The sequence below is a fragment of the Paenibacillus vulneris genome, from assembly GCF_039543185.1.
GTDB classification, from domain to species: domain Bacteria; phylum Bacillota; class Bacilli; order Paenibacillales; family NBRC-103111; genus Paenibacillus_S; species Paenibacillus_S vulneris.
In genome coordinates this window covers 22,486-47,413 of the sequence record NZ_BAABJG010000052.1, presented here as the reverse complement: position 1 = coordinate 47,413, position 24,928 = coordinate 22,486, and the positions used below count along the sequence as shown (strand labels likewise).

The following is a 24,928-nucleotide window of genomic DNA, read 5'->3' as shown; positions in this document are numbered from 1 at the left end:
CCCGCTGATCAGACTCAACCTTTTAATAATGGAGGACCTATGATGCAAAACCATCTGAAAAAAGCGCTGTCGGCCGTTATCGTCTCTTCTCTCGTTCTTTCGTTCGGCCCAATCGCTGCCATGGCGGACGAAACGGATAATGCCGTTTCCATAGATAACCGATATCCAGTCACATTGAACGGCCCTCTTCAGGTAAAAGTCAGCAGCCTGCTAAGTGAGCATTCGATTAATGGTACCCGGGTCGGCGTCAAAGTGAAAATGTATAATGTTTCCAACGACACGGTCCGCGTTCCGGATTATGAAGCCCGCATTGCAATGAGTAACGGCGCCAGGTATGTCTTGAAGGGCAGCGCGGATAATCCGGTTTCCGTACCGCCGATGTCCAGCATCGAGCTAAGCTACATGACGCAGATCGACGGTGGAGACAGCCTGAACCCGACCGATATTGTATGGATAGATGTGGATAAAGACGTATATCCGAAAGTAGAGACCACCATGCTCGATGTTCCGGTCAGTAATCTGGTATGGTACGGAGATCAAACGCCGATTTCGGATCCGGGTGCGATAAAGGCTTGGGGGGAACCCTTTACGATTCCTTCTCTGGATTCTTCCTTAACGTATACGCCTGTTCACTTAGCTACCAATTTTAAAGACCAGGTTCCTGTGAAGGTTCTTAAGCTGCTCGTTCAAAATCCGGGAACCAAGACGGAATCCATTCCAAGCTTCTCTCTCGACGGGAAATCGGCTACTTTTACGTATAAGGGTACTCGTGCAGATCAAGCGGTTAGCGCATTGGATCCAGGGGACCAAAAATATATTTATTACGCTATCCCTACGGATCTGGATACCCAATTAAGCAGCTTCACCGTCTCGACTACAGAAACCTATAAGGTTCCGAACCGGACTGACGCTTCCGCCATCATTTCCTACAAGGTAGGCAGACTCAGCATCCTGGTTCCGGAGAGCAGTGCTTCGATTAAGGATACAACTGAGCCTGCAGCCTATACGATGAATACGCCGCTGCAGATCGACCCGATCAATAATTCGATCAATCCGGACATTTCCGTATCCGTCGTCGATATGCAAACCTATGAGAATGAAGGCATGGGTTACCAAACCGGCATCGTCAAAATGAAGTTTTCCAATAAAAGCGATAAACCGTTACCGGTGCCGCAATTTGCAGCCGAGCTTGTCGGAGGCGGGTTTACTTACGCTGGCAGCCGATTGAACAACAATGCAGCATTGGTCGTTCCGGGTACGGATTATGTTGTCAATTATTCGTTCGTTCTGCCGATGAACGACATCAAAAACCAATATACGCTGAAATTGATCGATGACAAGACGGCCGCGCCTTATAAAATTACGATTTCTCAAGCCAATGTTACGATGAACAAAACATCCATTGATAACCAGCAGCTCCTTGCATATCCTTATCAGTTGACAATCAAGGACTGGGCACTGAGCAACTTGGCCGGGATGAACCAGGCAACGCAAACCTATAATTATAATTACAAGCTGCGTATTAACACGGAGTTGAAAAGTGTGGATACGGTCATGGTCGACGCGAATTTCAATAAACTGCTGATGGTTCTGGAAACGAAGGATGGAAGAAAAATTGCTTCTACAACGAAAAATTTAAGCGGAGAAAACCGGTTTACCAACGGGGAGCAGCTGATCTATTTCAATGACACCCAGCTGGACCAGCTTGAAAATAGCCTTCGGTTAAAGGTATATGAGACCATCGATACACCGGCAGGCCAGGCCAGAAGACTAGTGGCACAGCTCGAGAGAGATTAAGCTATAATGCACTAAGGCGCATGGTTATTATATCCCATGCGCCTTTCAACAGTTAGCGGGTTCTAAAGAAACAATGGTTTCTTTACGAAGCCGGTATCGTCTTATGCTGTGCAACGTTCATGATTTGAGCCTGATGCGCGGAGACGGCTTGGTCCCACTCATAAAGTGCAACGGTTCCTCCGAACATTATGACAGCAGCCAGCACAAGTCGGATTGCTCTGCGATTCGTCATGTTCGATTCCTCCAAGTTTCATAGGTTGTATTGCTTATCCCTATTATCACACTTAAAAATGAATCGAATCTGAACACAAACTGAAAGTTTGCTGAAAGTATTACTCGCGCGGCTCCAAGGCTACAATCTTCGCTTGTCCCCACGAAGCTACTTTCACCTTCGCGACAAGGTTCCCTGCCTGCTTCTCAAGCTCCCTGCCTGTTCCTTCGGGAACATAATATTTTTCCAATCCGTACTTCATGCTTATGGTATCCTCCCAGCTATTGACTATGGAACCGGTAAGCACGACTTCTTCCGCCTGCGGCGAAGGTTTGGAAGCATACACTCCCCGGGCCTCATAGAACCCTCCGGTACCGGGCTTCAGAAGCACAAACACGTGATCGCCGGACTTGGGCTTTCTGTCACTGACTTTCCATAAGCTTGAATCAAGCCGGCTGATATCGTATCCCAGCACGACATAGTCTCCGTACAAATAATCCCTCGGATCTACGGGAACCGTCTTTAGCTTGATTTCGGTGCCGAACCAGCCTACCGCATAATAGGAAAGGGCAATGCCTCCCAAAAATAACAGCTGGAGGAGAACCAGAAGCCCGAGCAGCCAAGATCTGCGTGGATTGGATACAGAACGAATGGCTTCCGTCATAACGGCTTCCCTCCTTTGACTTCATCGAGAAAACGTTTATTCCGCCGGTTTAAGAACCAGCTTAGAACTAGAAGCAGCACGCCGCCGATAATAAAGAACAGCGATTTGTCCATAAAGTCCCATGTCAGCTTTCCGTAAGCGATCATGGTAGTACAAAGAAATAATACGGTGCCGAAGTTAATTTTGAAGCGCCATTCCTCGGTATACCCTCTCCACAGCACATACATGGAAAAGAAAAACAACGCGAGCAAGTATAGAACGGAAATGCCGGACGGTAAATATAGAAACGGAGCCAGCACCACCCACTCCATAGCACTCGTGATCTGCTTGTTTCTCCACTTCCCTGCCAGGGATAATGCAAACAGCACGGCCAGGGAGGCCAAATAATAATAGGGATTCGCTCTGATAGCGTCCAAATCCGATGGGTGGTTATCCCACCCTAATACCGTTACGGCACCGAATAGATAGGCGGCAGCGAGCGGCACGGATTGCAAGGCGTAGCCGGTTATACGGTCTTTGTACCAGTCCCCCAGGGTATAGAGGGCCATAACCGGAATAAAGAACCAAAGTAACTTCCAATCTTTATTCAGAACGAAGATAAGCGCATGAAGCACATAGCTTAAACTGAAGCACCAGGTCAACAGCGTGTTCCTGCGCACCCAGGCATAATACCCGAGCCCTGCCGCCATGATGGCAAACCCTATATAGCTGAACTGATAATATTCCATTGAGCTATAGAGCTGTGCGACCGTGAATACCGCCAGACTAAGCAAATAAATAAATCGGCTGTGATACAAATAGGTCAGCAATATGCCCGCAGTCCCCCACACGACAAATGCTCTTATATCATAAGCCACCAAATGAAACATTTGACCTGTCAGAACAATTCCTGCACCAAACGTCACGTAGCCTAAAGCCGTCAAAGCGAGACCGAGCTTTTCATGGCCTTTCCTGCGGAAAAGCTCCCCTCCTGCATAACTCGCGATCATCAAGGCCATAATGAGCAGCAATCGTACCAGCTGAGGAATCTCCTGCCAGTTAGCAGCTACGAAGCTCAATACACCCAACCCCAGCAAAATGCTGCCAAGTATCGGCAACACCCCTATAGCGTGCTTTTTATCTTGATATAAGCTTAAAATTCGATCATATTGGTCACGGGTTACAATGTTTTCGTCGACCCATCGGAGACCTTCCCTTTCCAACCATTTACGGCTCATCCCGCTGCACCTCTTTCTCTGTCTTACCTGTTAATTCAAGTATAGCTGGCTACGACGGAAAAAATAGTACTATCTTTCTCTAGTACCCCAAGACTTCCGTACATAAACAAGCATTTGCGCAAGAAAAAGGCGACACGTAGAGCTTATTGTCTGTGGGAGGGCTTATGCGGCAAAAGAGCCCCCGGCGTGACGGCCAGGAGCTCTCTTATTAAGGATATCTGACATTTGAATTAGAATAATACAAACGATCCGGGACCGGTTAACGCAACTCCAACTGCAACGGCGATGAGCACCAGGTTATACTCGATCCCGTTAGAGGTGACCCAGAAACCGTTCTTTCCATGAACCTTAATAATAGCACCTAACATTGTAAGAACGATTAGTGCGGCCCCGACAGGAGTCCAGACACCGGCTGCAAATAACAAGCCCCCTACAAGCTCAAACAGCCCTGCAATGAACGCCATGGCTACCCCCGGCTTCATGCCGATCGAATCGAACCATCCTCCCGTGCCCTTTAGTCCATAACCTCCAAACCATCCGAACAGCTTTTGCGCACCATGTCCCATAAAGCTGATTCCGACAATCAAACGAATAATAAGAAGCCCCCAACTTAACATGACAATCACTCCTCGAAAATTAATAACTTACTTTATGTTAGTATATTAAATTATTTTAGTTACATTTGTCAAGTGACTAACTTAAAATAACCTACATTCTATTTTTATACAGGCTATTTCTAAAACATTCCTAAACCAGACCCAATTAATGAAGCCATGACTTTGGAGCGGATTCAAATGCTATGGAAGGCTGGTCCTATCCCCAATTCTTTTGTCATAAAAAAATGGTAAGCGGATTGCGAATAAAAGCATTCCTTTATTGTGGCAGCCCCTTAGGTACCGTTATAATAAAAGCAAACCTTTCAACGTACTTCACCGGATAGGATGGTGCGCTGTGTTAACACGACGCAATTTTATTAAGAAGATGTTATTCTCACTTGCCGTTCTTGCGGGCGGTGCCGGTATTGGCGCTCCTTATATTCGCCGCTGGATAGCCCAAGCCGATTCGGAGGAGGAGCCCGTCGTCAAACCTCAGAACGAGGAGCCTGTATCGGCTAAGACCGAACCTTCCACCGAAAAGCAGCTTTCCTTCTTCCTCTTAAGCGATCTCCATATTTCCGTCGGCGAGTCTTCCATGACGGATAAGCTGCATATGGCATTAAAGGATATAAGCGATTGGGAAACGCCAATAGATGCTGTCGTATTAGGAGGAGATTTAACGGATTTCGGAAGAGAAAGCGATTACAAGCTTCTTCGAAGCATATTGAATCAATATACGCTGCCCCCGCTCTACGCCAATATGGGGAATCACGATTATTATGACATTTGGCTAACGGAAGAAGGCGCCTTCTCTACGGAGACAATGCCCAACGGCAAAACGGACGCCATGTCCCGTCAGCGCTTTCAAGATTTTATAGGCTACAAGGACCGTCCCTACGCAGACGTGTGGATCCAGGGCGTCCATCTCATTATGGTGTCTCAGGAGCTGTACGTTCAGGAAAAATCGGATGTCGGCGAGGGAGCATGGTATTCGGATGCCCAGTTGGATTGGTTAAGGGAATGTATGAAGGCTCATGAGGACGGGAAGCCGGCGATTGTCTTTATTCATCAGCCGCTGCCCGAGATTGGAAGCGATGGCCGGACACATCAATTGATTCGCGCCAAGGCCTTCAGGGAGATTCTGGCGCCTTATCGCAATGTATTTGTTTTATCCGGTCATACGCACCGTAACTTTATTAACGAAGACCATTATAACCGCCAAAATACGTTCCATTGGTTCAACAACGCCTCGGTCGGAAGAACCCGGAGCGTGCTTCCAGGACAATCCTCTACTGCGGCGCAGGGGTTATATGTAGAGGTTTACGGCCATCAGGTCGTCTTAAAGGCAAGAGAATTTAGCGACCGCAGCTGGATCGAATCCGCTCAATGGACAATTCCTCTAGAGTTTACTTAATTTATGCAAAATGGATGTAGGAAAATACGTATTTTTGTCGAATACAGTATAGTAGAGTCGTGTTAGCTCGCTCACATCCATTGTATAAGGTGATCTCATTTGGACGTTATTAACCAGCTTCTATTGAACATGCTTATTATTATTACCCCTGTGCTGCTGTATCAGCTGTTTTGGGGAGACAGGCAGAACCCGAATCTGACGACAACCAACAAGCGGGTTATTGCCATTTTATCGACAATTATTGCTATATTGTGCATGACATATCCATTCCGGTTTTCTTCCGGATTTTTTTATGACTTTCGAATGATACCGTTAACCATATGCGTGATATACGCCGGGTTGGTGCCGTCGATTCTGGTTTTTGTGGCTATTCTTGCCCATCGGATCTATCTCGGTGGGGATATCGCTGCGTTAATCTGCAGTACGGCGCTGCTCATAACCTTGATGTTTGTCGTTACCCGTGCCAAGCCTTATATCGTCAACCAAACCCGATTCCGCAATGTAGCTGCCGGAGCCGTATTAGGATTAGGGATAGGCATGCTCTCCACCCTCTACTCCTGTATTGCTTTTTGGTTTGCGGGACAGCGGATGGACGTAACGTTTTGGATTTACTTCATTTCATACAGCCTGTTCTATGGCCTTACCCTTGGTCTTGTTATTTACATCATTGAGCAAATCAGAACCAATGTCAGAATGCGCCGTCAATTACAGCAGACAGATAAGATGAATGTGCTCAGCGACCTTGCCGCTTCGTTCGCACATGAGATCCGAAACCCAATGACCGTTGCCCGAGGGTTCATGCAAATTGTCAAGCAGCCCGACTTACCGGAAGACAAACGGCAGCTTTATACAAGCATGGTTATCGAGGAAATCGATAAGGCCCATTCGATAGTGAATGATTATCTTGCCTTCGCCAAGCCTCACCTGGAAGCGATTGAGCTGGTTGACGCCAAGCAGTTGATCGAACAAGCCGTAATTTCCGTTACCCCTTACGCCAAGCTGTGCCATGTCGATATTGAAACCGAGCTGGACGAGAAGCTGACCATCAGCGCGAATAAAGATAAATTCGTACAATGCATCATGCATTTATGCAAGAACGGGATCGAAGCGATGCCTAACGGCGGAACGCTGAAAATTATCGGGACGTTGCAAAACAGGACTGTCTGCATCGATATCATCGACCATGGGATCGGAATGACACCTGAGGAAATCCGCAGACTCGGCACACCGTTTTACTCTACCAGGGACAAAGGCACCGGCCTCGGTATGATGGTCACTTATCGCGTCATTCAAACGATTCAAGGCAAGATCGATGTCACCAGTGAAGTGGGAAAAGGGACCTGCTTCTCACTCCTGATCCCTTCCCTCCATAACAGCTCCTACCATTAAGATTGCTTGGCCAACACATCCATGACTTGTGCAAACAATGGAATGGATGTGTTTTTTTGATCCGGCTGAACATTTTGGACAAGAACGGCGACCGCATAACGGGGCTTTTCTACCGGACCGTACCCAATGAACCATTGGTTGACCTTGTCTTTCCCTTCTCTATCTTTGACTTGAGCCGTGCCTGATTTACCTGCAAGCGTCCATTGAGCTTGATGAAGCGCCTTCCCCGTACCATGTTCAACTACTTCTTCCATCCAGTGAAGCAGCTGCTTGGCCGTCCCAGCAGCAATGCCTTTGGGAAGATCCTCGGCTTGTTTCGGAGATAATACTTCCATCACCCTGTCGTTTTGGAAGCGCAGCTCCTTCACAATACGAGGCATGCTCACTTTGCCTTCGTGCAGGAGAGTAACGACCATATTCGCCGCCTGAAGCGGAGTCACCAGAACATCCCGCTGTCCAATGGAGGTTTGTGCTTTGACTCCGCCATCCTGTTGAGGAGTATGGAAGGAGAATACTTGTCCCTGCTCTTCGGCATCCCATTCTTGGAAGTCTTCGTACTGCATGGCCTTGCCTTTCCAGCCCACTTGAACCCCGAGCCCCAATTTATGTGCATACTCTTCGAGCTTCTTTCCATCAAGTCGTTCGGCTAAAGTGGCAAAGACAATGTTGCACGACTGAGCATAGGCCTCTTCCATCGTCAGCGTTCCATGCCCCTCCTTCTTCCAGCATGTCAACCCGTAGCGGCCAAGCTCTCCATCACAATGAAACGTCTCACCAGCACTCGCGGCATGTTCCTCCAATGCTGCGGCCGCTGTTATGGTTTTAAATATGGAACCCGGGGCCACAGCTTTCAAGGCCCGATTGCTCCATGCTCCTTTCTCCAGATCAACATGGTCGGGGTGAAAATAAGGCCGGCTCGCCATAGCGACGACATCCGAATTCTTGGTGTCCAAGACGACGACAGCACCTTCTCGAACCTGCAAATTGGACAGGATCTGCTCCACCTTTTGCTGAATCGCTGCGTCCAAGGTCGTCATAACTTTAACCGGATAATAGTCATTCCGGGGCGAGAACATCCTGGTTGCAAGACCGGGTAAGGGATGCTTGTTGGCATCGGTAAACAAGGAGAGTGAAGTTGGCCCGATCCCCTGAAGCCAAGGCTCAAAGCTTTTTTCCAGGCCGGCCCCGCCGATTTTACTGGTGAGCTGAAGCTCTCCTTTATGAAACTGATCTGTGAATTGCTTGGTAATCCGTTCCGGATTCTGGCCGATGAAGCCGAGGACCTGACTGGCTAATACGTTCGTATCATACCGCTGCTTCCATTGCGTAACTGTTACGTAGGGCAGATCGACCGCTTTGATTTGTTCTATTTGTTCCGTCGTTAATTCAACCGGCTTCCCGTTCACAGACCAAATTTGTGGGGATTTCAAGGATAAGGTAAAGCTTGTCCATTCCTTTAAGGATACATTCAATATGCGAGCCATCCGAGCTTCTTCATCCAGTCCCTTCTTATTTTCCGGGAAATAATGCTGAACCGGAAATACGGTCAGCACAGACAGCTGTTTACCAGTTAATGGTATTCCGTTTCTGTCAAAAAAATCTCCTCTTCCGCTGTCCAGTACAATTCCTTTCTCCCTTTGAATCACGGAATTTTCAACCAAATCAATATGATGTCCGGTCAAATTCCGGCTGGCAGCTACCTGTACCCAGAATAACCGCCCATTCAGTATCACTAATAAAGCAATGACCAGCAACAAAATGTAAAACATGCGATGCTTCTTTACCCCGGTGCGATTCTCCATTCGTCTGTCATCCCTTCGGAACCGAATATTAGCAGTATAAGCTTCTTCCTTCTTATGCAAACACCTGCTTATGAATTATTCGGCCGTTAGACGAGCTTGAGCTGCTGCCGAATACTCCAGTGGGGTATGCCCCTCCGGCCGCAGTTGAAACCCGCGAAGTGTGATTAGAATTAGCGGTATTTTCACGGGTTTCAAAGGCGGACGTAAACTCCTCCGAGGCATACCCCACCTCCATATGTAGCATAGTTCTCGCAAAACAGGGTTTTTCAACAAGCTGACTAGCCTGCGGCCAGGTCCTTGTCTATGGCATTCGCTTAAGCATGGGAGACTAGAAAATAAAAAAGCTTTTTTCAAGGCCAGAAGCACGCCCTGAAAAAAGCTTACTGAAGCGAATCTTATAGTTAGATGAACAATTGGATTCGAAAAGTTATACCTCAAATTTGGACAAGGATTCTTGAAGCGAATTGGACAGCTGCTCCAGTTTATCCGACAGGCGAACCAGGCCTGTACTGATGTTCAATTGCTCAGAGCTCAGCGAAGCTACCTCTTGGGAAGTCGCGGAAGATTCCTCGGCAACGGCGCTCACATTGGACATCGCATCGGACAGGACTACCTGGGACGCATTCAAATTATCAATCGATTCCGTCACTTCTGACAATTGGGTAATAAATCCGTTCATATGAGAATGAACTTCTTTAAATATTGAATCCGCTTCTTTTACAGCAACGATCTGCTGTTGGAACATCGGATACGCGTTCGAGAGCGCATTAACCGTTTCATCGATTTCTTTTTGAATCGTTTCCGTCACTTGTCCTACAATAGCAATCGATTGACGGGATTGATCGGCGAGCTTGCGGATTTCATCGGCAACGACCATGAATCCTTTGCCGGCTGCACCAGCGCGTGCCGCTTCAATGGTTGCATTCAAGGACAAAATGTTCGTCTGCTTCGTCAGATTGTTCAGTACATCCAGAATTTTGCGGATCGAGCGGGTGCTTTCCTTCAGATTGTCAACCTTATCAACCATTTCACGCGTCATCGTCTCGGTCTCATTGGTTTTACCAATCAAATCCGACATATACTGAATCCCTTGCTCACTGGATTGCTGAACGCTGGAAGCTGCCTTACCCATAACCAGATTGGCATCGATAACCGATTTCATCTGGATACTGATATTATGCGTCAATTCGTTGCCGCGCTCCGATTCAACGGCCAAGCTGGAAGCACCGCCGGCAATTTCTTCCGTTGCAACAGCGATTTCTTTGGCTGATACAGCCGTTTTCTTGGAGGCGTCGGACAGCTCTGCAGCTGTAGCCAAAACCTCTTGTGCAGAATGGTTCGTTTGCTGTACCAGCTGGGTGATTTTCTCCATCATCTGGTTGAAGCTTTGACCCAACTGGCCGATTTCATCCTGACTGCTGACCTTCACCCGAACGGTCAAGTTCCCTTGCTCCCCTTCTTTCATCAGGTTACGCAGGGTGACAACCGGACGGCCGATCATTCTTGCTACGAAAATTCCGATAACGACGGCAATCAGAGCCGCTACGATAGCCATTACCCAAGTGATATTGAAGATGACTTTGGCATCCTTCACCAGCTCGGCTACCGGCATAGCACCCATCAGATACCAGCCCGTTTTTGGTGATTTATAATAAACGATTTGCTTGTCCTTCTTGGCTGTCATCGTATTATGAGACTCTTCTGCAAGTGACTCTTTCGCTACATCCAAAGCGGATTTCTCACCGATCATGCTGCGGTCGTTGGAGAAGATGACATTCATGTCCGGGGTTAGAATCAGAGTTTGCCCCTCGTCACCCATTTTGATATCCCCAAGCTCTTTATCGATGGCGTCAACGCTAACTTCCATTAACAGAATCGCCTGAGGCGTGTTCGTCGCCGTGTTTTTCAGCAAACGTCCCAATGCGAAGGTCGAGCCATTCGTCGCCTCGGAATAGCCTTTGACTTTGGCTTCCAGCCAAGTCGCCTTTCCGTTGTTCTCCACAATCTTTTTGTACCAATCTTCCTGCGCTACGGTTTCCTTGCTCATAGTGCTTCCGGAGCCACTGAGCGGCTCTCCGTTCGCACGAATCAAATGGATTGCTTTAATCGTCTTGTTGGAGTATGTATACACGTTCAGCTTATCGCCGATTTTTTGTCTTAACTGCAAGAAATCATAGCTGCTTCGATTCACACCATCCACTTCGGTCAGCAGCCTCTTCATCTCATCATCCAATAAGATTTGCATGGATAGGTCTTCATAGACTCCATACAATAAATCGAGCTTTTGACCTGCTTGAATGATAGTTTGCTCGGAAGCGTCAACCACTTTCCGTTGAAGCACGCCGCTGGAAATGTTAAATGAAGTAAACCCTACCGTCAGCACGAAAAACAAAATACTGACCAGGAAGATCAGGAACAGCTTCATCCCGACAGACTTCAATGGGTTTTCCAATCGCAAACCACCCAGCGATCCGGGCACAGCTTCTTTCAGTGATTGGCCGCTTGATCCTTTTCCTTGTACTTTTCTTGCCTTGAACCCGTTACCGATTTTCTCTGTCCATTGTTTCAATAAAGACAGTATCCCCTTCAAAGGACCCACCACCCTGCTTCTGAAATAGGTTATTCTGCGTAGTTGGGATGCAGTTTAAGCTTACCATGTTATTCGACATGGTCCGCCTAATTCCTCTCAAAAAATCGCTTTCATTGCAAAAAAAATAGTTCTGTCGACTTACTATGATCGCTTTCGTCAACCTACAAACATTTCCATGGTAACACGTAGCATAATATTCTTTTTTTACAACTTTGTCCATGGGCCTTACTTCCTAGAACATAAGAAAAAAGCCCCTGATATACAGGGACTTCCGATAGTTCATCTATGGGAGCGCAATTACGCTTTCCTCATTTTTTTACGCATCATGTCGAATGGTTTGACCGGTTGATCCACCTTCAGTTTAATTCTTTGCAGCGGGTGGCGGGCAGCGTCGAGCTCGACCCCCTCTTCATCATAAAGAGCTGGTACGGTTTGCTTGAAGAAGGTGCCTTTAGGCCCGAAGAATTCAACCTCTTGTCCCGGCTTGAAGTGATTTCGCTGTTGGATCGTCGCTATACCCGTAGCTTCATCATACTCCATCACCACACCCACAAAGTCGTAAGGAGCAGCCTTATCTTCCGGTTCAAAGATATGGTCTTCATGTCCCGGCTCATCATAGAAGAAGCCTGTATTCAACGGACGGTTCGCCGCCTTTTGGATCTCATACTGCCATTCCGGCTTTAAGGTATAGTTCACCGGGTCTTCGAAGTAGGCGTCGATGGCTTGACGATAGGCATTCACAACCGTTGCTACATAGTGAACGCTTTTCATACGGCCTTCGATTTTGAAGCTGTCTACACCCGAACGGACAAGATCGGGAATATGTTCAATCATGCACAGATCCTTCGAGCTCATAGAGAACGCATTATCCGTCTCGCTGAACAGCGGAAGCTCCTTGATGCCTTCGAACCGATCCTCTTCGGTCGTGAACAAATCGTATTTCCAACGACAGGACTGGCAGCAGCCGCCTCGATTGGAATCCCGATCGGTAAAATGGTTCGACAAGACACAGCGTCCCGAATAAGAGCTGCACATAGCGCCATGGACGAATACTTCGATTTCAACATCAACATGCTTCTTGATATCTACAATTTCCTGCATGTTCGCTTCGCGAGCCAAGACGACCCGGTCCACGCCTTCTTCCTTCCAAAACTGGACGGCCTGCCAGTTCATCGTCGATTGCTGAGTGCTCAAATGAATCTCCAGCTTAGGAGCTACACGTTTGCATGCTTCAATAATCACCGGATCGGCGACGATAATGGCAGCTACACCCGCATCCTGAATGCCGCGCAAATAGTCCTCAATCCCGGCTATATCTTCATTATGGGCATAAATATTCGTTGCAACGAACACTTTGGCTCCGTAGCGCGCAGCGAACTCCACGCCTTCGCGCATTTCCTCAAAGGTGAAGTTGTCCGCGTTCGAGCGAAGTCCGTACTGTTGACCGCCGATATAAACCGCATCCGCCCCGTAATGAACCGCAAATTTCAGCTTTTCCAAGCTTCCTGCGGGAGCAAGCAGCTCAGGCTTTTCGAGGCGTACACGTTTGCCAAGTAGATCTTGCTGTACCAAAGTCATGGTTTCAACCCCTTATTCAATAATATGCTTGTGTTCCGATGCATTAATAGACTTGTTCTTTATAAAAGAATCCGAATGACAGCTCGCGCCGCGGGTCCTGCAGCTCACGAATCGCATCCATCCACTCTTCCTGGAACGCGTACTGCTCCGGATCGGCAAAGTACGCATCGATCGCTTTACGGTAGCTTTGAATCACAGTCAAGTTATATTCAAGCGGCTTCAACAGGGGATCGATTCGGAAGCTGTCAATTTGCCCGCCCATCAGCTCATGCAAATCCTCCAGCATGCAAATATCGTCCGAGCTCATAATATGGGTTCCGTTGGCATCTTCATAGACCGGGTAGCGCTCATCCTTACGTTCCTGCTCGATAAGGAAAAGCCCTTCCTCCTTGCCTGTACCCCGGCGTTGATCGTGCCCTTGATGCTCCTGATAATTCGTCAGAAGATTCCGTTTGGAATGGTATATATTCGTAATACCGTGGACCTGCACTTCAACTTCCATGTTGGGAAGCTGTCTCTTGATCTCAAGCGTCTCTTCCAAGTTCAACTCGCGCGCCAGAACGACCCTTGTTGCCCCTTTGGCTCTCCAGTAATTCGCCGTTTCATAGTTGGTCGAGGTCATCTCCGCATTCCAATGGAGCGGCAATCCTTGTGCGCCTTGGCGGATAGCAATCAGCACAGCGGGATCCCCGAATACGACGGCGTCCGCCTTCAATTCTTTGACACGGCGTAAATAATCGGCCAGCTCTGCAAGCAGATCATTCTCCATAATTTTGTTGGCTACCACATAAATTTTGGCTCCCTGCTCATGAACCCACGGGATCAGCTCGCTTAGCTCGTCTAGCTTAATCTCCCCCGGCAATCGCATTCCGAATCGGTGCTCGCCTACAGCAACAGCGTCAGCACCCGCTTCGATATAGGCTCTTACCTCTTCCGCCGAGCCGGCTGATATATACAGCTCCGGTTTTCTCATTATACCACTCTCTCCTTATTGGTTCTTTTTGCTTGCCGCAATATTTTGCTGGTGCTGCTCATAGGTTTCCGCAAATAAATGCCCCTTGCTTCCGTCTTTTTTGGTGACATAAAACAAATATTTAGTGTCAGCGGGCTGGATTGCGGCTTTGATAGAGGCTAGACTAGGGCTAGCTATCGGACCCGGGGGCAATCCGGGATGCAAATACGTATTATAAGGGCTTTCTATTTGCAAATCTTTCTCAAATAATCGTTCTTTAGGCTTATCCAGCAAGTACTGGACCGTCGCATCAATTTGCAGCGGCATAGATTTGCTCAATCGATTGTAAATGACACTGGCCACCAGCGGACGCTCCTCGTCCAGAACGACTTCCCTTTCGATAAGGGAGGCAACGGTCATCATTTGATGGACCGTTTGTCCGCGTGAACGGATGCTCTCCTGCCAACCGTCGGGAAGCGAGGCAAGCTTCTTATCCAGCTCGAGCATCATTTGGTCCAGCATATCCTCGATGGGAATATCTTTCTTCCATTCGTACGTCTCAGGAAATAAATATCCCTCCAGCCTGTTGTTCACCTGTGGATTGTCAGGTATATAGGAAAATGAATGTGCGGTATAATGGTTCCCTTCCTGTGCGGCTTTTACAAACAAACCGGCCTCTGTCCCGAACTGCTGATTCACCTTCTCAGCAATTTGCTTGACTGTGAAGCCTTCAGGAACCGTCAATTTGACTCCCTGCTCCTTGATGGTCAATCCTTTGTTCAGTACGTCTATAATAGCATCCAGCGACATTCCTGGAGTTAACTCATATTCGCCGGCCTGCAGCTTATCCCCTTGCCCTTTGTATTTCAAATACAAGGTGAACATAGTCGCATTAGGAATAAGTCCTGACTGCTCCAGCTTCTGCGCAATGGCTGAAGAACCTGTCCCCGAAGGGATCACTACACGCACAGGCTGATCAGATGAAGGCATCGGCCGAAGCGTTTGTCTTGCATACCAACCGATACCGGCTGCACCCGCCAGAAAAACGATTATGATGATTATGGCGATCTTCTTGCCTAACGCCATTCTGGGTCCTGCAGTCACGTTTTCCCTGGGCTCCTTTCACCAAAAGCTATATCTATCTATTGCCATCCAAACAACGAAAAAGAGCGGATTGTCTCCGCTCGCCTCCGTTTGAAAGCAAATTGTCGTTTACTCCATATCGTCTTGCGGGAAGGTCATCTCGTCGTAAAGCTCGGACACCATTTCCCACTCGTCATCGTCATCTATAGTCTCGAGTTCAAGCTCCCCTTCAGTCGAGGTAACCTTGAAGATCTCAGGCTCTTCGTTCTTGCCTTTCTCAGACTGAAGCACCGCGTAGCTTTGGTCGCCCAGCTGAAATTCGGCCAGAAGCTTGTAAGCAACGGATTGTTCGCGGTCGTCATACAAAATAATATCATCTCCGTATGCGCTGCGCAACTGATTCGTTGGTTTCATATCTTTCAATTCGTACAAAGGATAATCCTCCTGCCTTGGCTTAACGGGATTCTTCCTCGTCCTCCGCCGCTTCATCCATCAGCGTGTTGAACGTTTCTTCCACAATATTCCATTCTTCTTCATCATCGATGGTGTACAGCTGCAAGTCGTCTCCATCCTCCTCGTAGCGGAAGGCATACACTTCATCCGACTCTTCGTCGGCGTCCATCGGAACAACCATCAAATATTTTTTGTCCGAACCGTCTACCTCGAATCTTGCAACCACTTCAAATTCCTCTTCATTGCCATCGTCATCCGGAATAACAATGATATCCAATTCTTCTTCCTGCAGTTGTTCCTCTTTAGACATACCATTCACCTCTTCGATTTGGAATCCATATATCCTTGCAAAATAAGCGCAGCTGCCATTTTATCAATGACCTGTTTCCTTTTTTTGCGGCTTACATCAGCCTCTAGCAGCGTTCGCTGCGCGGACGCGGTAGTTAGGCGCTCATCCCATAAATGGACGGGCATTTGCAAAGCTTGCTGCAATGACTGGGCAAATTCGATACAGATTTCACCGCGCGGCCCAATCGTATTATTCATGTTCTTCGGCAAGCCGACAACCAATTCACTGACACTGTATTGGTCAATGATTTCACGGATTCTTGCGAAATCCCGTTCCAAGGTCGTACGACGAATAACTTCGAGGCCCTGCGCGGTCCAGCCGAGCTCATCGCTTAAAGCAATGCCGATCGTTTTGTCTCCATAATCCAAACCCATTAAACGCTGCATGACTTGTAAACTCCCAAAGGCAGGCCCCGGACTTAGTCTCTGCACCCGAGGCCTTGCTTACTCATTACGATTTATGCTGCTGCAAATAGGAACGGACCAATTCCTCGATCAGTTCATCGCGCTCCCGTTTGCGAATTATGCTTCTTGCATTGTTATGACGGGGAATATAAGCCGGGTCGCCGGATAAAAGGTACCCCACAATTTGATTGATCGGATTATAGCCCTTCTCCTGTAACGCGTCATATACCGCCAACATGACTTCCTTGGGCGATGTTTCGATTTCTTCCGCTTTTACGTTAAATTTCATCGTTTTATCCATCGAACTCATCCCAACACCCCCTTAGAAACATAAATGTAAAACATAGCTGACAACAGCCGATATCATCTTATATTCGCTGTTTGTCGAATAATTCCTGTTGACAAAGCAAATTTATTTTAGGCTTGCTTGAATTTTTACGCCGTTACCTGAGCAACCAGCTTCTCGACTTGCTGAAGCGCTTCTTGAAGCTTGGACGCGTCTTTGCCTCCCGCCTGCGCCATATCCGGACGTCCGCCGCCGCTGCCGCCTACGATTGCCGCTGTTTCCTTGATCAGCTTGCCGGCATGGAAGCCTTTGGAAATCAAGTCTGGCGTTACAGCCGCCACAAGGTTCACTTTATCCTCGGATGCGGCGCCGAGCACGATAATCGCTGAGCTGAGCTTGGCTTTCATTTGATCCAGGATGCCTCGCAGCGATTCCATGTCTCCAGCGCTTACTTGAGCAGCCAGTACCGGCACGCCCTGGACATCCTTCACTTGATCCGTCAAGGAGCCGGCTTCAATTTTGCCAAGCTTTGCCTTGAGCGACTCGTTCTCGCGGGACAGCTCCTTCAGTTGTGCGAACAGGCCGTCAATCCGCTTCGGCACGTCTTGAATATTGGCTTTTAACAATCCGGCAGAGTCGCGAAGCAGCTGAAGCTGCTGATCCAAATACTCATATGCATTGCGTCCGGTTACTGCTTCGATCCGGCGAACACCGGAACCGATGCCGGATTCACCGACGATTTTGAACAAGCCGATTTGACTAGTATTGGCAACATGGCATCCGCCGCACAGCTCCAGGCTGTAGTCGCCTACCTGCACTACACGGACGACATCGCCGTATTTTTCACCGAACAGGGCCATTGCTCCCATTGCTTTGGCTTCAGCAATCGGCTTCAGCGAAATGTTGAGCGGCGTGCTTTTCCAAACTTGCCGGTTAACGCGCTGCTCAATATCCTGCAGCTCCTCCGCACTAATGCTTCCAAAATGCGAGAAGTCGAAGCGCAGACGCTCCGGAGCTACCAAGGAACCCGCCTGGTTGACATGCTCACCCAGCACTTCCTTCAACGCTTTGTGCAGCAAATGGGTCGCCGTATGGTTTTTGATAATATCGTCGCGCAGCTCCTCGTTAACAGACGCCTGTACGGTATCTCCTTTGCGGAGAACGCCGGATTCGACCGTTACGGTATGCACGTGCTGGCCATGAGGCGCTTTCCCAACATCATCGACACGCAGCGTAAGCTCCCCTGCCGTCATCACGCCATGATCGCTCACTTGACCGCCGCTTTCGGCATAAAAAGGCGTTTTATCCAGAATGACCTGGCAGGTTTCGCCCACGCCGACCAAGTCGACGAATTGATTCTCATGAACGATAGCAATCACTTTAGCAGTTGTTACCAATTCAGTATACCCAACAAACTCACTTTTAACCGTGTAGTCGGACAACGGTCCTCCTTGAACCTTCATGCTGTCCGCATCCTTACGTGCTACCCTTGCGCGGTCGCGCTGCTCCTGCATGGCGCGGTCAAAGCCTTCTCTATCTACCGTCATTCCTTTTTCAGCGGCGAAGTCCTCCGTCAAGTCAAACGGGAAGCCATAGGTATCATACAGCTTGAAGGCATCCGGGCCGCTGATTTGCGTGCTGCCTTCTTTGCGTGCCTTCTCCGTCATTTCCGCCAGGATCATAAGTCCGTCGGACAAGGTTTCGTGGAAACGCTCTTCTTCCGTACGGATTACTTTCTCGATGAACTCGCGCTTTTCCACCACTTCCGGATAGTAAACGCCCATGACCTCTCCAACAACAGGCGTCAGAGTGTACAGGAACGGTTTATCCATTCCAAGTACTTTTCCGTAGCGTACTGCGCGGCGAAGCAAGCGGCGAATGATGTAGCCCCGGCCTTCATTGGATGGCAGCACCCCATCGCCTACAGAGAAAACAACGGTACGGATGTGGTCGGCAATAACCTTCAAAGCGACGTCGTGATCTTCATTCTCATTATATTTCACGCCTGCCAGCTTGCAGGTCTGTTGAATAATCGGCTGGAACAAATCGGTATCGAAGTTGGAATCCACGTTCTGCAATACGCTCGCAAAACGCTCCAAGCCCGCGCCCGTATCAATATTCTTATTAGGCAGCGGCGTGTAGCTGCCGTCTTTGTTATGGTTGAATTGGGAGAACACCAGGTTCCACACTTCCAGGAAGCGTTCGTTCTCTCCTCCCGGCCAGCACTCAGGATCGTTCAGATCTCCGTAAGCGTCGCCGCGGTCATAGAAAATCTCCGTACAAGGTCCGCAAGGTCCCTCGCCGATATCCCAGAAGTTGTCCTCCAGCTTGTAGATACATTCTTCAGGCAGACCGATTTTCTTGTTCCAGAATTCGTAAGCTTCGGTATCCTCGGGATACACAGTTACCGACAGAAGATTCGGGTCCATTCCCAGCCACTCTTTGCCGGTCAAGAACTCCCAAGCCCAGGTGATCGCTTCTTCCTTGAAGTAATCTCCGATGGAGAAATTGCCCAGCATCTCAAAAAACGTGTGGTGACGGCGTGTTTTACCTACGTTCTCAATGTCATTGGTACGAATACACTTCTGGGAATTGGCAATGCGCGGATTATCAGGCACAACTCGTCCATCGAAATAAGGCTTTAATGGAGCCATACCCGCGTTGATCCATAAGAGCGACGGGTCATTATGAGGAACAAGCGGAGCACTCGGCTCGATCTTATGTCCCTTGCTTTCAAAAAATGCCAACCATTTGGAGCGAATTTCACTGGCTTTCATAATTGTTGATCCTCCTACTATATAGTCTGTTTTTGTGATAACTCCGTTCCGTCAGCAGACGCATGCACGCCTTGTACAAGGACCTGCCTTTTATCAAATGCAATCCCTTTAAGCCGCCAGCTGAGCCACAAAAACTATCTTAAAAAACAAAAAAACGCCCCTGCTGACAGGGACGAATCGATCGCGGTACCACCCTGGTTACTGTCCAGCTGCTTAATGCAAGCGCATTGATGCCTACCTGCCTGCAAGCTGCACAATCTCCTTATTAGACGAATAACGAGTCCATCCGGCGGATTTGTTCCGCACTCCGAAATGAGCTTTCGGCCATCCTTCATGGAAAGGCTCTCTCAGCTAGTCCCCATCATGGATGCGGACCAGAGCCTCTTCTCTGGATCATGGGCTATGGCTTACTGAATTTCATCAACGCTTTCAATTATCCATTTTTTGCAGTAATTAAGGAAATTATATACGTTTCACGATATCCATGTCAACTCGGCAGCAGCTTGCTTCGACATTACAGACAACGTTTCTTCTACATTAGATATCGCAAATAGATGTAGATGTTCGCAATGACAATCGATAAGAGCATAAGCGGAAACGCGACCTTGAAAAAAGTCATAAAGGAAATAGGATGCCCTTCCCTTCCGGAGATTCCTGCGACGATCAGATTCGCGCTGGCTCCTATAAGCGAGCCGTTGCCTCCCAAACAAGCGCCTAGCGCCAGGCTCCACCATAAAGGCTCCAAATTCGTAATCCCCATTGTTCCCATCTCTTGAATGAGCGGGATCATCGTGGCGACAAACGGGATGTTATCGAGAAATGCGGATGCGATTGCGCTCAGCCACAGGATAAGGATGGCCGATTTGGTTACGTCCCCGCCGGTAATGCCTATGGCATATTCCGCAAGGGCTGCTATGACCTCCGTCTCGACAAGGCCGGACACCAGCACGAACAAACCGACAAAGAAGAAGATCGTCGTCCATTCTACCCGATGGAACGCCTGCTCAAGAGCGTGCTCCCCCGTTAATAACAGCAGCAGGAAGGCGCCTGCCAAGGCGACGGTAGCCGACTCCAGATGAAGGATTTGATGCACAAAAAATCCAAAGACCGTCAAACCTAGTACCGTTAGGCACTTCACCAGCAGCTTAGTGTCGGTAATCTCCGACCTTTCATCCATTTCCATGATGCCTTGACGCAGCTCATCCGTGGTTTGAATCTTCTTGCGGTAGATCAGGACGAAAAAGGGCAGCGTCGCCAGTAAAATCAGGATCGAGATTAGCGACAGATTATTGATAAACGCCATGAACGTAAGTTCCTTGACGGCGCTGCCAATCATGATGTTGGGAGGATCCCCGATTAAAGTAGCGGTTCCCCCGATATTAGAGGCCATAATTTGCGAGATGAAATAGGGAATCGGTGTTACCTGAAGCTTTCTCGTGATGCTAAGCGTAACCGGCACCATAAGCAATACGGTAGTTACATTATCCAGAAAGGCGGAGCCTATCGCGGTAACCAGGCACAATACGACGAGAATCCTGACAGGATGTCCTCCTGCCTTCTTGGCCGACCATACGGCTATATACTTGAATAAGCCTGTATCCGCTGTGATGCCGACGATAATCATCATCCCGATCAGCAAGCCGAGCGTATTAAAATCGATGTGATGTACCGCTGTTTCCTGGCTTACAATTCCTAATGCCACCATCAGGATTCCGCCTATCATCGCTACGATGGTTCGATGAATTTTCTCGCTAATGATGAGTGCATAAATGACTAGAAAAATTCCAATGGCAATCCATGCTTGTTGATCCATGTTGACCCTCCTTAAAGTTTGCGAAGCATACTTGCTTCGTAAGCACAACTTAGTTTGCGAAGCACTTACCGTAAGCCTGAAAACGGCAAAAAGGAGCCCTTGGTGACAGGCTCCTCCAAAAAACATATGCATATGCACTTGTACCGCTTATTTTTCAGCGCTTATGGTAATACGCATCAACCCAACAATGGTTCCAAATATTTCTGCCATTATGCAAAAAGAATGTTAAGTCGTTCTGCGGTGGATGTAGTACATTAACACATGCTGCAGGATCACCTTCATGACCGCAAAGAAAGGAACTGCCAGGATCAGCCCGATCACACCGGCCAGCTCGCCGCCTACCAGCAAGGCGAATATAATGACCAGAGGATGCATTTTGAGCGACCTTCCTACCACCTGCGGGGAAATAACATTCCCCTCGAGGATTTGGCAAATGGCATTGACGATAACGACCATCAGCACCATTTTCAAGGAAATGGTCGCAGCCATGATGATGGCCGGCGCAGCCCCGAAAAAAGGTCCCAAATACGGGATAATATTAAAGATTGCTACCCCCAGCGCCAGCAGCAGCGCATAAGGCATCCCGATGATCCAATAACCGATATAAGCCAATACCCCGACTATCATACATACGAGAAATTGACCTCGGATATAGTTACCGAGCGCCGTGTCCATTTCAACGAGCAGTGTCACGACCTGCTTACGCTTAGCTTTCGGCACGATAGCCAAAGCCGTCTTCTCGATAAGCTGAAAATCTTTGAGAATGTAGAACGCCAGGAACGGAATAATGAAAGCGATAAATACCATATTAATCGTACTTCCAATTCCGTCTATATACTGCGAAATGGCTAACGAAATGCCGTTCTCCAGCTTCGCCAGCGACTGGTTGATTCCGGTACGTACGCTGTCGGGCAAAAATTGCACGCTATTCATTCCGTCCACGAACCCTTGGGCTTTCATAGCCAGCTGAGGCAAATGGTTATTCAGCTGCGCCAACTGGCTCATAAACATGGGAATCACATTCATCAGCACGACGGTGGTCGATAGTATGAACACCGCATAAATGAGCAGCACGGCGACCGTTCTGGGCACCTTCCTCGCGTTCAGCAGGGAAACGACCGGATTCAGCACATATGAAATGATCATTGCTATTATAAACGGAGCCAGAATTTCTTTGAGGAAGCCGTAGATCGCTACGATCATGGGACGAATTTGCAGCAAAAAGAATAGGATCAATAAGCTCAACAATATATAAACAAGAACCGTAAACAGATGGCTCTTATAAAATCGTTCCATGCGGATCACCTGCCTCGGAGCACGTTCTTTCCTACTCTTACAGTATATGTACAACCCTGGAATCTTAATCCTAGACACCCGACAATTGTGCTTGAGGCGATCATATCTTGAATGCTGCAGAATACAATGGTTAATAACACGACGTCCACAGTTTACCCATGTCAAACAAAATACCCACAAAGCGTGGGCTGTCCATCGAAGCTGATTTACGTTACTTTGCGAGATGATGCCCTGAAATCTTATAGATTCACGGCACAAAAAGACCGGCCCCAGCAAACGCTGAGACCGGCCGTATGTCGTTTGTCATAGCCCTAACCGACGGGTTAGTTGGCATGGACTTGAGGCATTTCTTCTTCGAAAAATAAATCATCAAGGGAACTGAGCGTTCCGTCTTCTTCAACCTGATAGACGGACATTTTTTCACCGTTCACCGTCAGCTCAATGAAGCATCCCCAGCAATAAAACTGATGGGAGCCGATTTTGCCGATATCTTTGGAATTGCAATTTGGACAACGTAGCATCTGAATCACCCTATTCTTCAATTGGTATTATACTTTCCTCCAATGTATCATTGCAGTGAACGGGTACGATAATCGCGTCTTTACCTACAGTAACGGAATCAGGCAAAGGAAGCCATTTGCGCCCTTCCTTCAAATCGGAGATAAAACCTTCTGTCAATTCGTAGCCTATTACCTTTTTACCCCTATTTTGATCCAAATAAACATCGTCAACGATACCTAGCTGCTGACCGTTTATCGTTAAGACGGGCATGCCCTTCAATTTCCTGTCTCCGTTAACCAATGAGGTATAGCTTTGCTCTTCATCCAGACGGCTGATAACTTCTTCATGTTCAATCGTAATGGCGTCCTCGCCCAAAGCGATAACATCTTTCCACATAACGCAGCTTGGAGCGGCAAACCAATGTTTCGTCTCCAGAAGTACGGCTTCAACCTGCCAAGCGTCGCCGAGCAGTAAATCCTTGGCCGTACCTACCTGCTTACCGGATTGTACGCAAAATATCGGCAAACCGATCACGTCACGCGCTCTTTTCAATGGAGACTTCCTCCTGAAGCAGCTAGTTAAATAAACATTTGTTTACTATGTACTACGGACTCGGTTTACGATGGTTGCAATTTTTAGAGCTGCCGTTTCAATTTGTTCCAATGTATTTCCGCGGCCGAAGCTAAAACGTATTGCGGAAGCCATCCGTTCCTCGGGAAGATCCATAGCCTTCAAAACGTGAGATACTTCCAGGGACCCTGAAGTACAAGCGGAGCCGCTGGCGGCCGCTATTCCCTCGAGATCCAAACTCATCAGCATGGTTTCCGTCGACACACCCGGAAAGCTCATATTCAGGATATGGGGAACATGCTCTGTAGGATGTCCGTTTACCACAGCCTGCTCGCTGCCGAGCTGTTGTTGAACCCTCGAAATCATCTCGTTACGTAGTTTTTCCAAGTTTTGTTGCTTTTCATACATGTTCTGACTCAAGATTTGAACCGCTTTGGCGAAACCCGCGATGGCGGCGACGTTCTCAGTTCCAGGACGGCGCTTGCGCTCCTGATTGCCTCCATACAGAAGAGGCTCTATTCTTGTTCTATTAGCTGCGTACAGCGCTCCGATTCCTTTGGGGCCATTAATCTTATGTGCGGAAAAGCTCATGAAATCAACCGGAAGACGGCTCAAATCCATACGGATATTTCCGAGCGCCTGCACGGCATCCACATGAAAGTAAATGCCGCACTCCCGTGCTATCATACCGATTTCCGTAATGGGCTGAATCGTTCCGACTTCATTATTAGCGTACATAATGCTTATCAATATAGTATCCGGGCGAATCGCTTGCTCTACATCCGCAATACGCACGCGTCCGGTGATGTCGACAGGCAAATAAGTAACCTCAAAGCCCTGCCGTTCCAGATGCTCGCAGGCATGCAGCACGGCATGATGCTCGGCTTGGGTTGTAATAATGTGCTTCCCTTCAGATGCCCTGGCATAGGCAGCACCAAACAAAGCCATATTATCGCTTTCTGTTCCACCGCTTGTGAAAATAATTTGGGAAGGCGCGCAGCTGATAAAGGAAGCTAATGTATCCCGCGACTGATGGATAACGGAACGGGCTTCTCTTCCTGCGCTATGTGTACTGGAGGCGTTCCCGAAAGTTTGTGTATATAGGGGCAGCATAGCCTCGACAACCTCCGGATGAACCGGCGTTGTCGCAGCATGATCGAAGTAAATAAACGTCATATCCGTGCTC

Annotated in this window: 22 protein-coding genes; 3 read left to right on the top strand and 19 right to left on the bottom strand. The window is 48.3% G+C overall.

Translation table 11 applies throughout. The annotated features are described in order from the left end of the window. The first annotated feature begins 39 nt into the window (after positions 1-39). The gene (locus ABEA66_RS32220) at positions 40-1,797 is read left to right on the top strand and encodes a hypothetical protein (protein ID WP_345594047.1); all 1,758 of its coding nucleotides are present in this window, start codon (positions 40-42) and stop codon (positions 1,795-1,797) included. Between the two features lie 82 nt (positions 1,798-1,879). Here ABEA66_RS32220 and ABEA66_RS32215 read toward each other — a convergent pair whose 3' ends face one another. The 4 genes from ABEA66_RS32215 to ABEA66_RS32200 all read right to left on the bottom strand — a co-directional run bounded on the left by ABEA66_RS32215 (position 1,880) and on the right by ABEA66_RS32200 (position 4,506). Then, positions 1,880-2,029 carry a hypothetical protein gene (locus ABEA66_RS32215; protein ID WP_192700669.1) on the bottom strand — a complete coding sequence of 50 codons (150 nt, stop codon included), beginning with the start codon at positions 2,027-2,029 and terminating at the stop codon, positions 1,880-1,882. 100 nt (positions 2,030-2,129) lie between these two features. Continuing rightward, positions 2,130-2,672 carry a GDYXXLXY domain-containing protein gene (locus ABEA66_RS32210; protein WP_345594043.1) on the bottom strand — a complete coding sequence of 181 codons (543 nt, stop codon included), beginning with the start codon at positions 2,670-2,672 and terminating at the stop codon, positions 2,130-2,132. Beyond that, on the bottom strand, positions 2,669-3,889 hold the full coding sequence (locus ABEA66_RS32205) for a DUF2157 domain-containing protein (protein WP_345594041.1): 1,221 nt from the start codon (positions 3,887-3,889) through the stop codon (positions 2,669-2,671). Before ABEA66_RS32205 ends, ABEA66_RS32210 begins: the two co-directional genes overlap by 4 nt. A 230-nt stretch (positions 3,890-4,119) precedes the next feature. Continuing rightward, positions 4,120-4,506: a DoxX family protein gene (locus ABEA66_RS32200; protein WP_079912953.1), complete on the bottom strand. Its 387-nt coding sequence runs from the start codon at positions 4,504-4,506 to the stop codon at positions 4,120-4,122. A gap of 334 nt (positions 4,507-4,840) precedes the next feature. Here ABEA66_RS32200 and ABEA66_RS32195 point away from each other — a divergent pair, with 334 nt between their 5' ends. Together ABEA66_RS32195 and ABEA66_RS32190 are read left to right on the top strand one after the other, a co-directional pair. Continuing rightward, complete coding sequence (locus ABEA66_RS32195) at positions 4,841-5,899, top strand: metallophosphoesterase family protein (RefSeq protein ID WP_345594038.1); 1,059 nt, start codon at positions 4,841-4,843, stop codon at positions 5,897-5,899. A gap of 99 nt (positions 5,900-5,998) precedes the next feature. Next, entirely contained in the window at positions 5,999-7,288 is a 1,290-nt protein-coding gene (locus ABEA66_RS32190) for an ATP-binding protein (protein WP_345594036.1), read from the top strand. On the opposite strand, the gene ABEA66_RS32185 is transcribed toward ABEA66_RS32190, so the two are convergent. The 15 genes from ABEA66_RS32185 to ABEA66_RS32115 all read right to left on the bottom strand — a co-directional run bounded on the left by ABEA66_RS32185 (position 7,285) and on the right by ABEA66_RS32115 (position 24,918). After that, on the bottom strand, positions 7,285-9,090 hold the full coding sequence (locus tag ABEA66_RS32185) for a peptidoglycan D,D-transpeptidase FtsI family protein (RefSeq protein WP_345594033.1): 1,806 nt from the start codon (positions 9,088-9,090) through the stop codon (positions 7,285-7,287). The two genes, ABEA66_RS32190 and ABEA66_RS32185, sit on opposite strands and share 4 nt — an antisense overlap. Before the next feature lie 427 nt (positions 9,091-9,517). After that, positions 9,518-11,515: a methyl-accepting chemotaxis protein gene (locus ABEA66_RS32180; RefSeq protein ID WP_417629278.1), complete on the bottom strand. Its 1,998-nt coding sequence runs from the start codon at positions 11,513-11,515 to the stop codon at positions 9,518-9,520. A gap of 462 nt (positions 11,516-11,977) precedes the next feature. Next, on the bottom strand, positions 11,978-13,258 hold the full coding sequence (locus ABEA66_RS32175) for a peptidase U32 family protein (protein WP_345594031.1): 1,281 nt from the start codon (positions 13,256-13,258) through the stop codon (positions 11,978-11,980). A 43-nt stretch (positions 13,259-13,301) separates the two neighbouring features. Then, positions 13,302-14,234, bottom strand: coding sequence for a peptidase U32 family protein (locus ABEA66_RS32170; protein ID WP_345594218.1), 933 nt, complete (start codon positions 14,232-14,234; stop codon positions 13,302-13,304). Between the two features lie 12 nt (positions 14,235-14,246). Then, entirely contained in the window at positions 14,247-15,314 is a 1,068-nt protein-coding gene (mltG, locus tag ABEA66_RS32165; protein ID WP_345594029.1) for an endolytic transglycosylase MltG, read from the bottom strand. A gap of 108 nt (positions 15,315-15,422) precedes the next feature. Continuing rightward, positions 15,423-15,725 carry a DUF1292 domain-containing protein gene (locus ABEA66_RS32160; protein ID WP_225947845.1) on the bottom strand — a complete coding sequence of 101 codons (303 nt, stop codon included), beginning with the start codon at positions 15,723-15,725 and terminating at the stop codon, positions 15,423-15,425. 22 nt (positions 15,726-15,747) lie between these two features. Then, positions 15,748-16,056, bottom strand: coding sequence for a DUF1292 domain-containing protein (locus ABEA66_RS32155; protein ID WP_079912946.1), 309 nt, complete (start codon positions 16,054-16,056; stop codon positions 15,748-15,750). Between the two features lie 5 nt (positions 16,057-16,061). After that, positions 16,062-16,481 carry a Holliday junction resolvase RuvX gene (gene ruvX, locus ABEA66_RS32150; protein ID WP_079912945.1) on the bottom strand — a complete coding sequence of 140 codons (420 nt, stop codon included), beginning with the start codon at positions 16,479-16,481 and terminating at the stop codon, positions 16,062-16,064. A gap of 64 nt (positions 16,482-16,545) precedes the next feature. Further along, a complete protein-coding gene (locus ABEA66_RS32145) occupies positions 16,546-16,809 on the bottom strand; it encodes an IreB family regulatory phosphoprotein (RefSeq protein WP_028549809.1) in 264 nt (87 codons plus the stop codon). Positions 16,810-16,934: 125 nt separating this feature from the next. Then, the gene (gene alaS, locus ABEA66_RS32140) at positions 16,935-19,562 is read right to left on the bottom strand and encodes an alanine--tRNA ligase (protein WP_345594023.1); all 2,628 of its coding nucleotides are present in this window, start codon (positions 19,560-19,562) and stop codon (positions 16,935-16,937) included. A gap of 532 nt (positions 19,563-20,094) precedes the next feature. Beyond that, complete coding sequence (locus ABEA66_RS32135; RefSeq protein ID WP_345594020.1) at positions 20,095-21,375, bottom strand: ArsB/NhaD family transporter; 1,281 nt, start codon at positions 21,373-21,375, stop codon at positions 20,095-20,097. A gap of 225 nt (positions 21,376-21,600) precedes the next feature. Continuing rightward, positions 21,601-22,671, bottom strand: a complete 1,071-nt coding sequence (locus ABEA66_RS32130) for an AI-2E family transporter (RefSeq protein ID WP_079912942.1) — start codon at positions 22,669-22,671, stop codon at positions 21,601-21,603. A 323-nt stretch (positions 22,672-22,994) separates the two neighbouring features. Then, positions 22,995-23,192: a hypothetical protein gene (locus ABEA66_RS32125; protein ID WP_028549805.1), complete on the bottom strand. Its 198-nt coding sequence runs from the start codon at positions 23,190-23,192 to the stop codon at positions 22,995-22,997. Positions 23,193-23,202: 10 nt separating this feature from the next. After that, entirely contained in the window at positions 23,203-23,724 is a 522-nt protein-coding gene (locus tag ABEA66_RS32120) for a PRC-barrel domain-containing protein (protein WP_079912941.1), read from the bottom strand. Positions 23,725-23,769: 45 nt separating this feature from the next. Further along, a complete protein-coding gene (locus tag ABEA66_RS32115) occupies positions 23,770-24,918 on the bottom strand; it encodes a cysteine desulfurase family protein (protein ID WP_345594016.1) in 1,149 nt (382 codons plus the stop codon). Between the last annotated feature and the right edge of the window lie 10 nt (positions 24,919-24,928).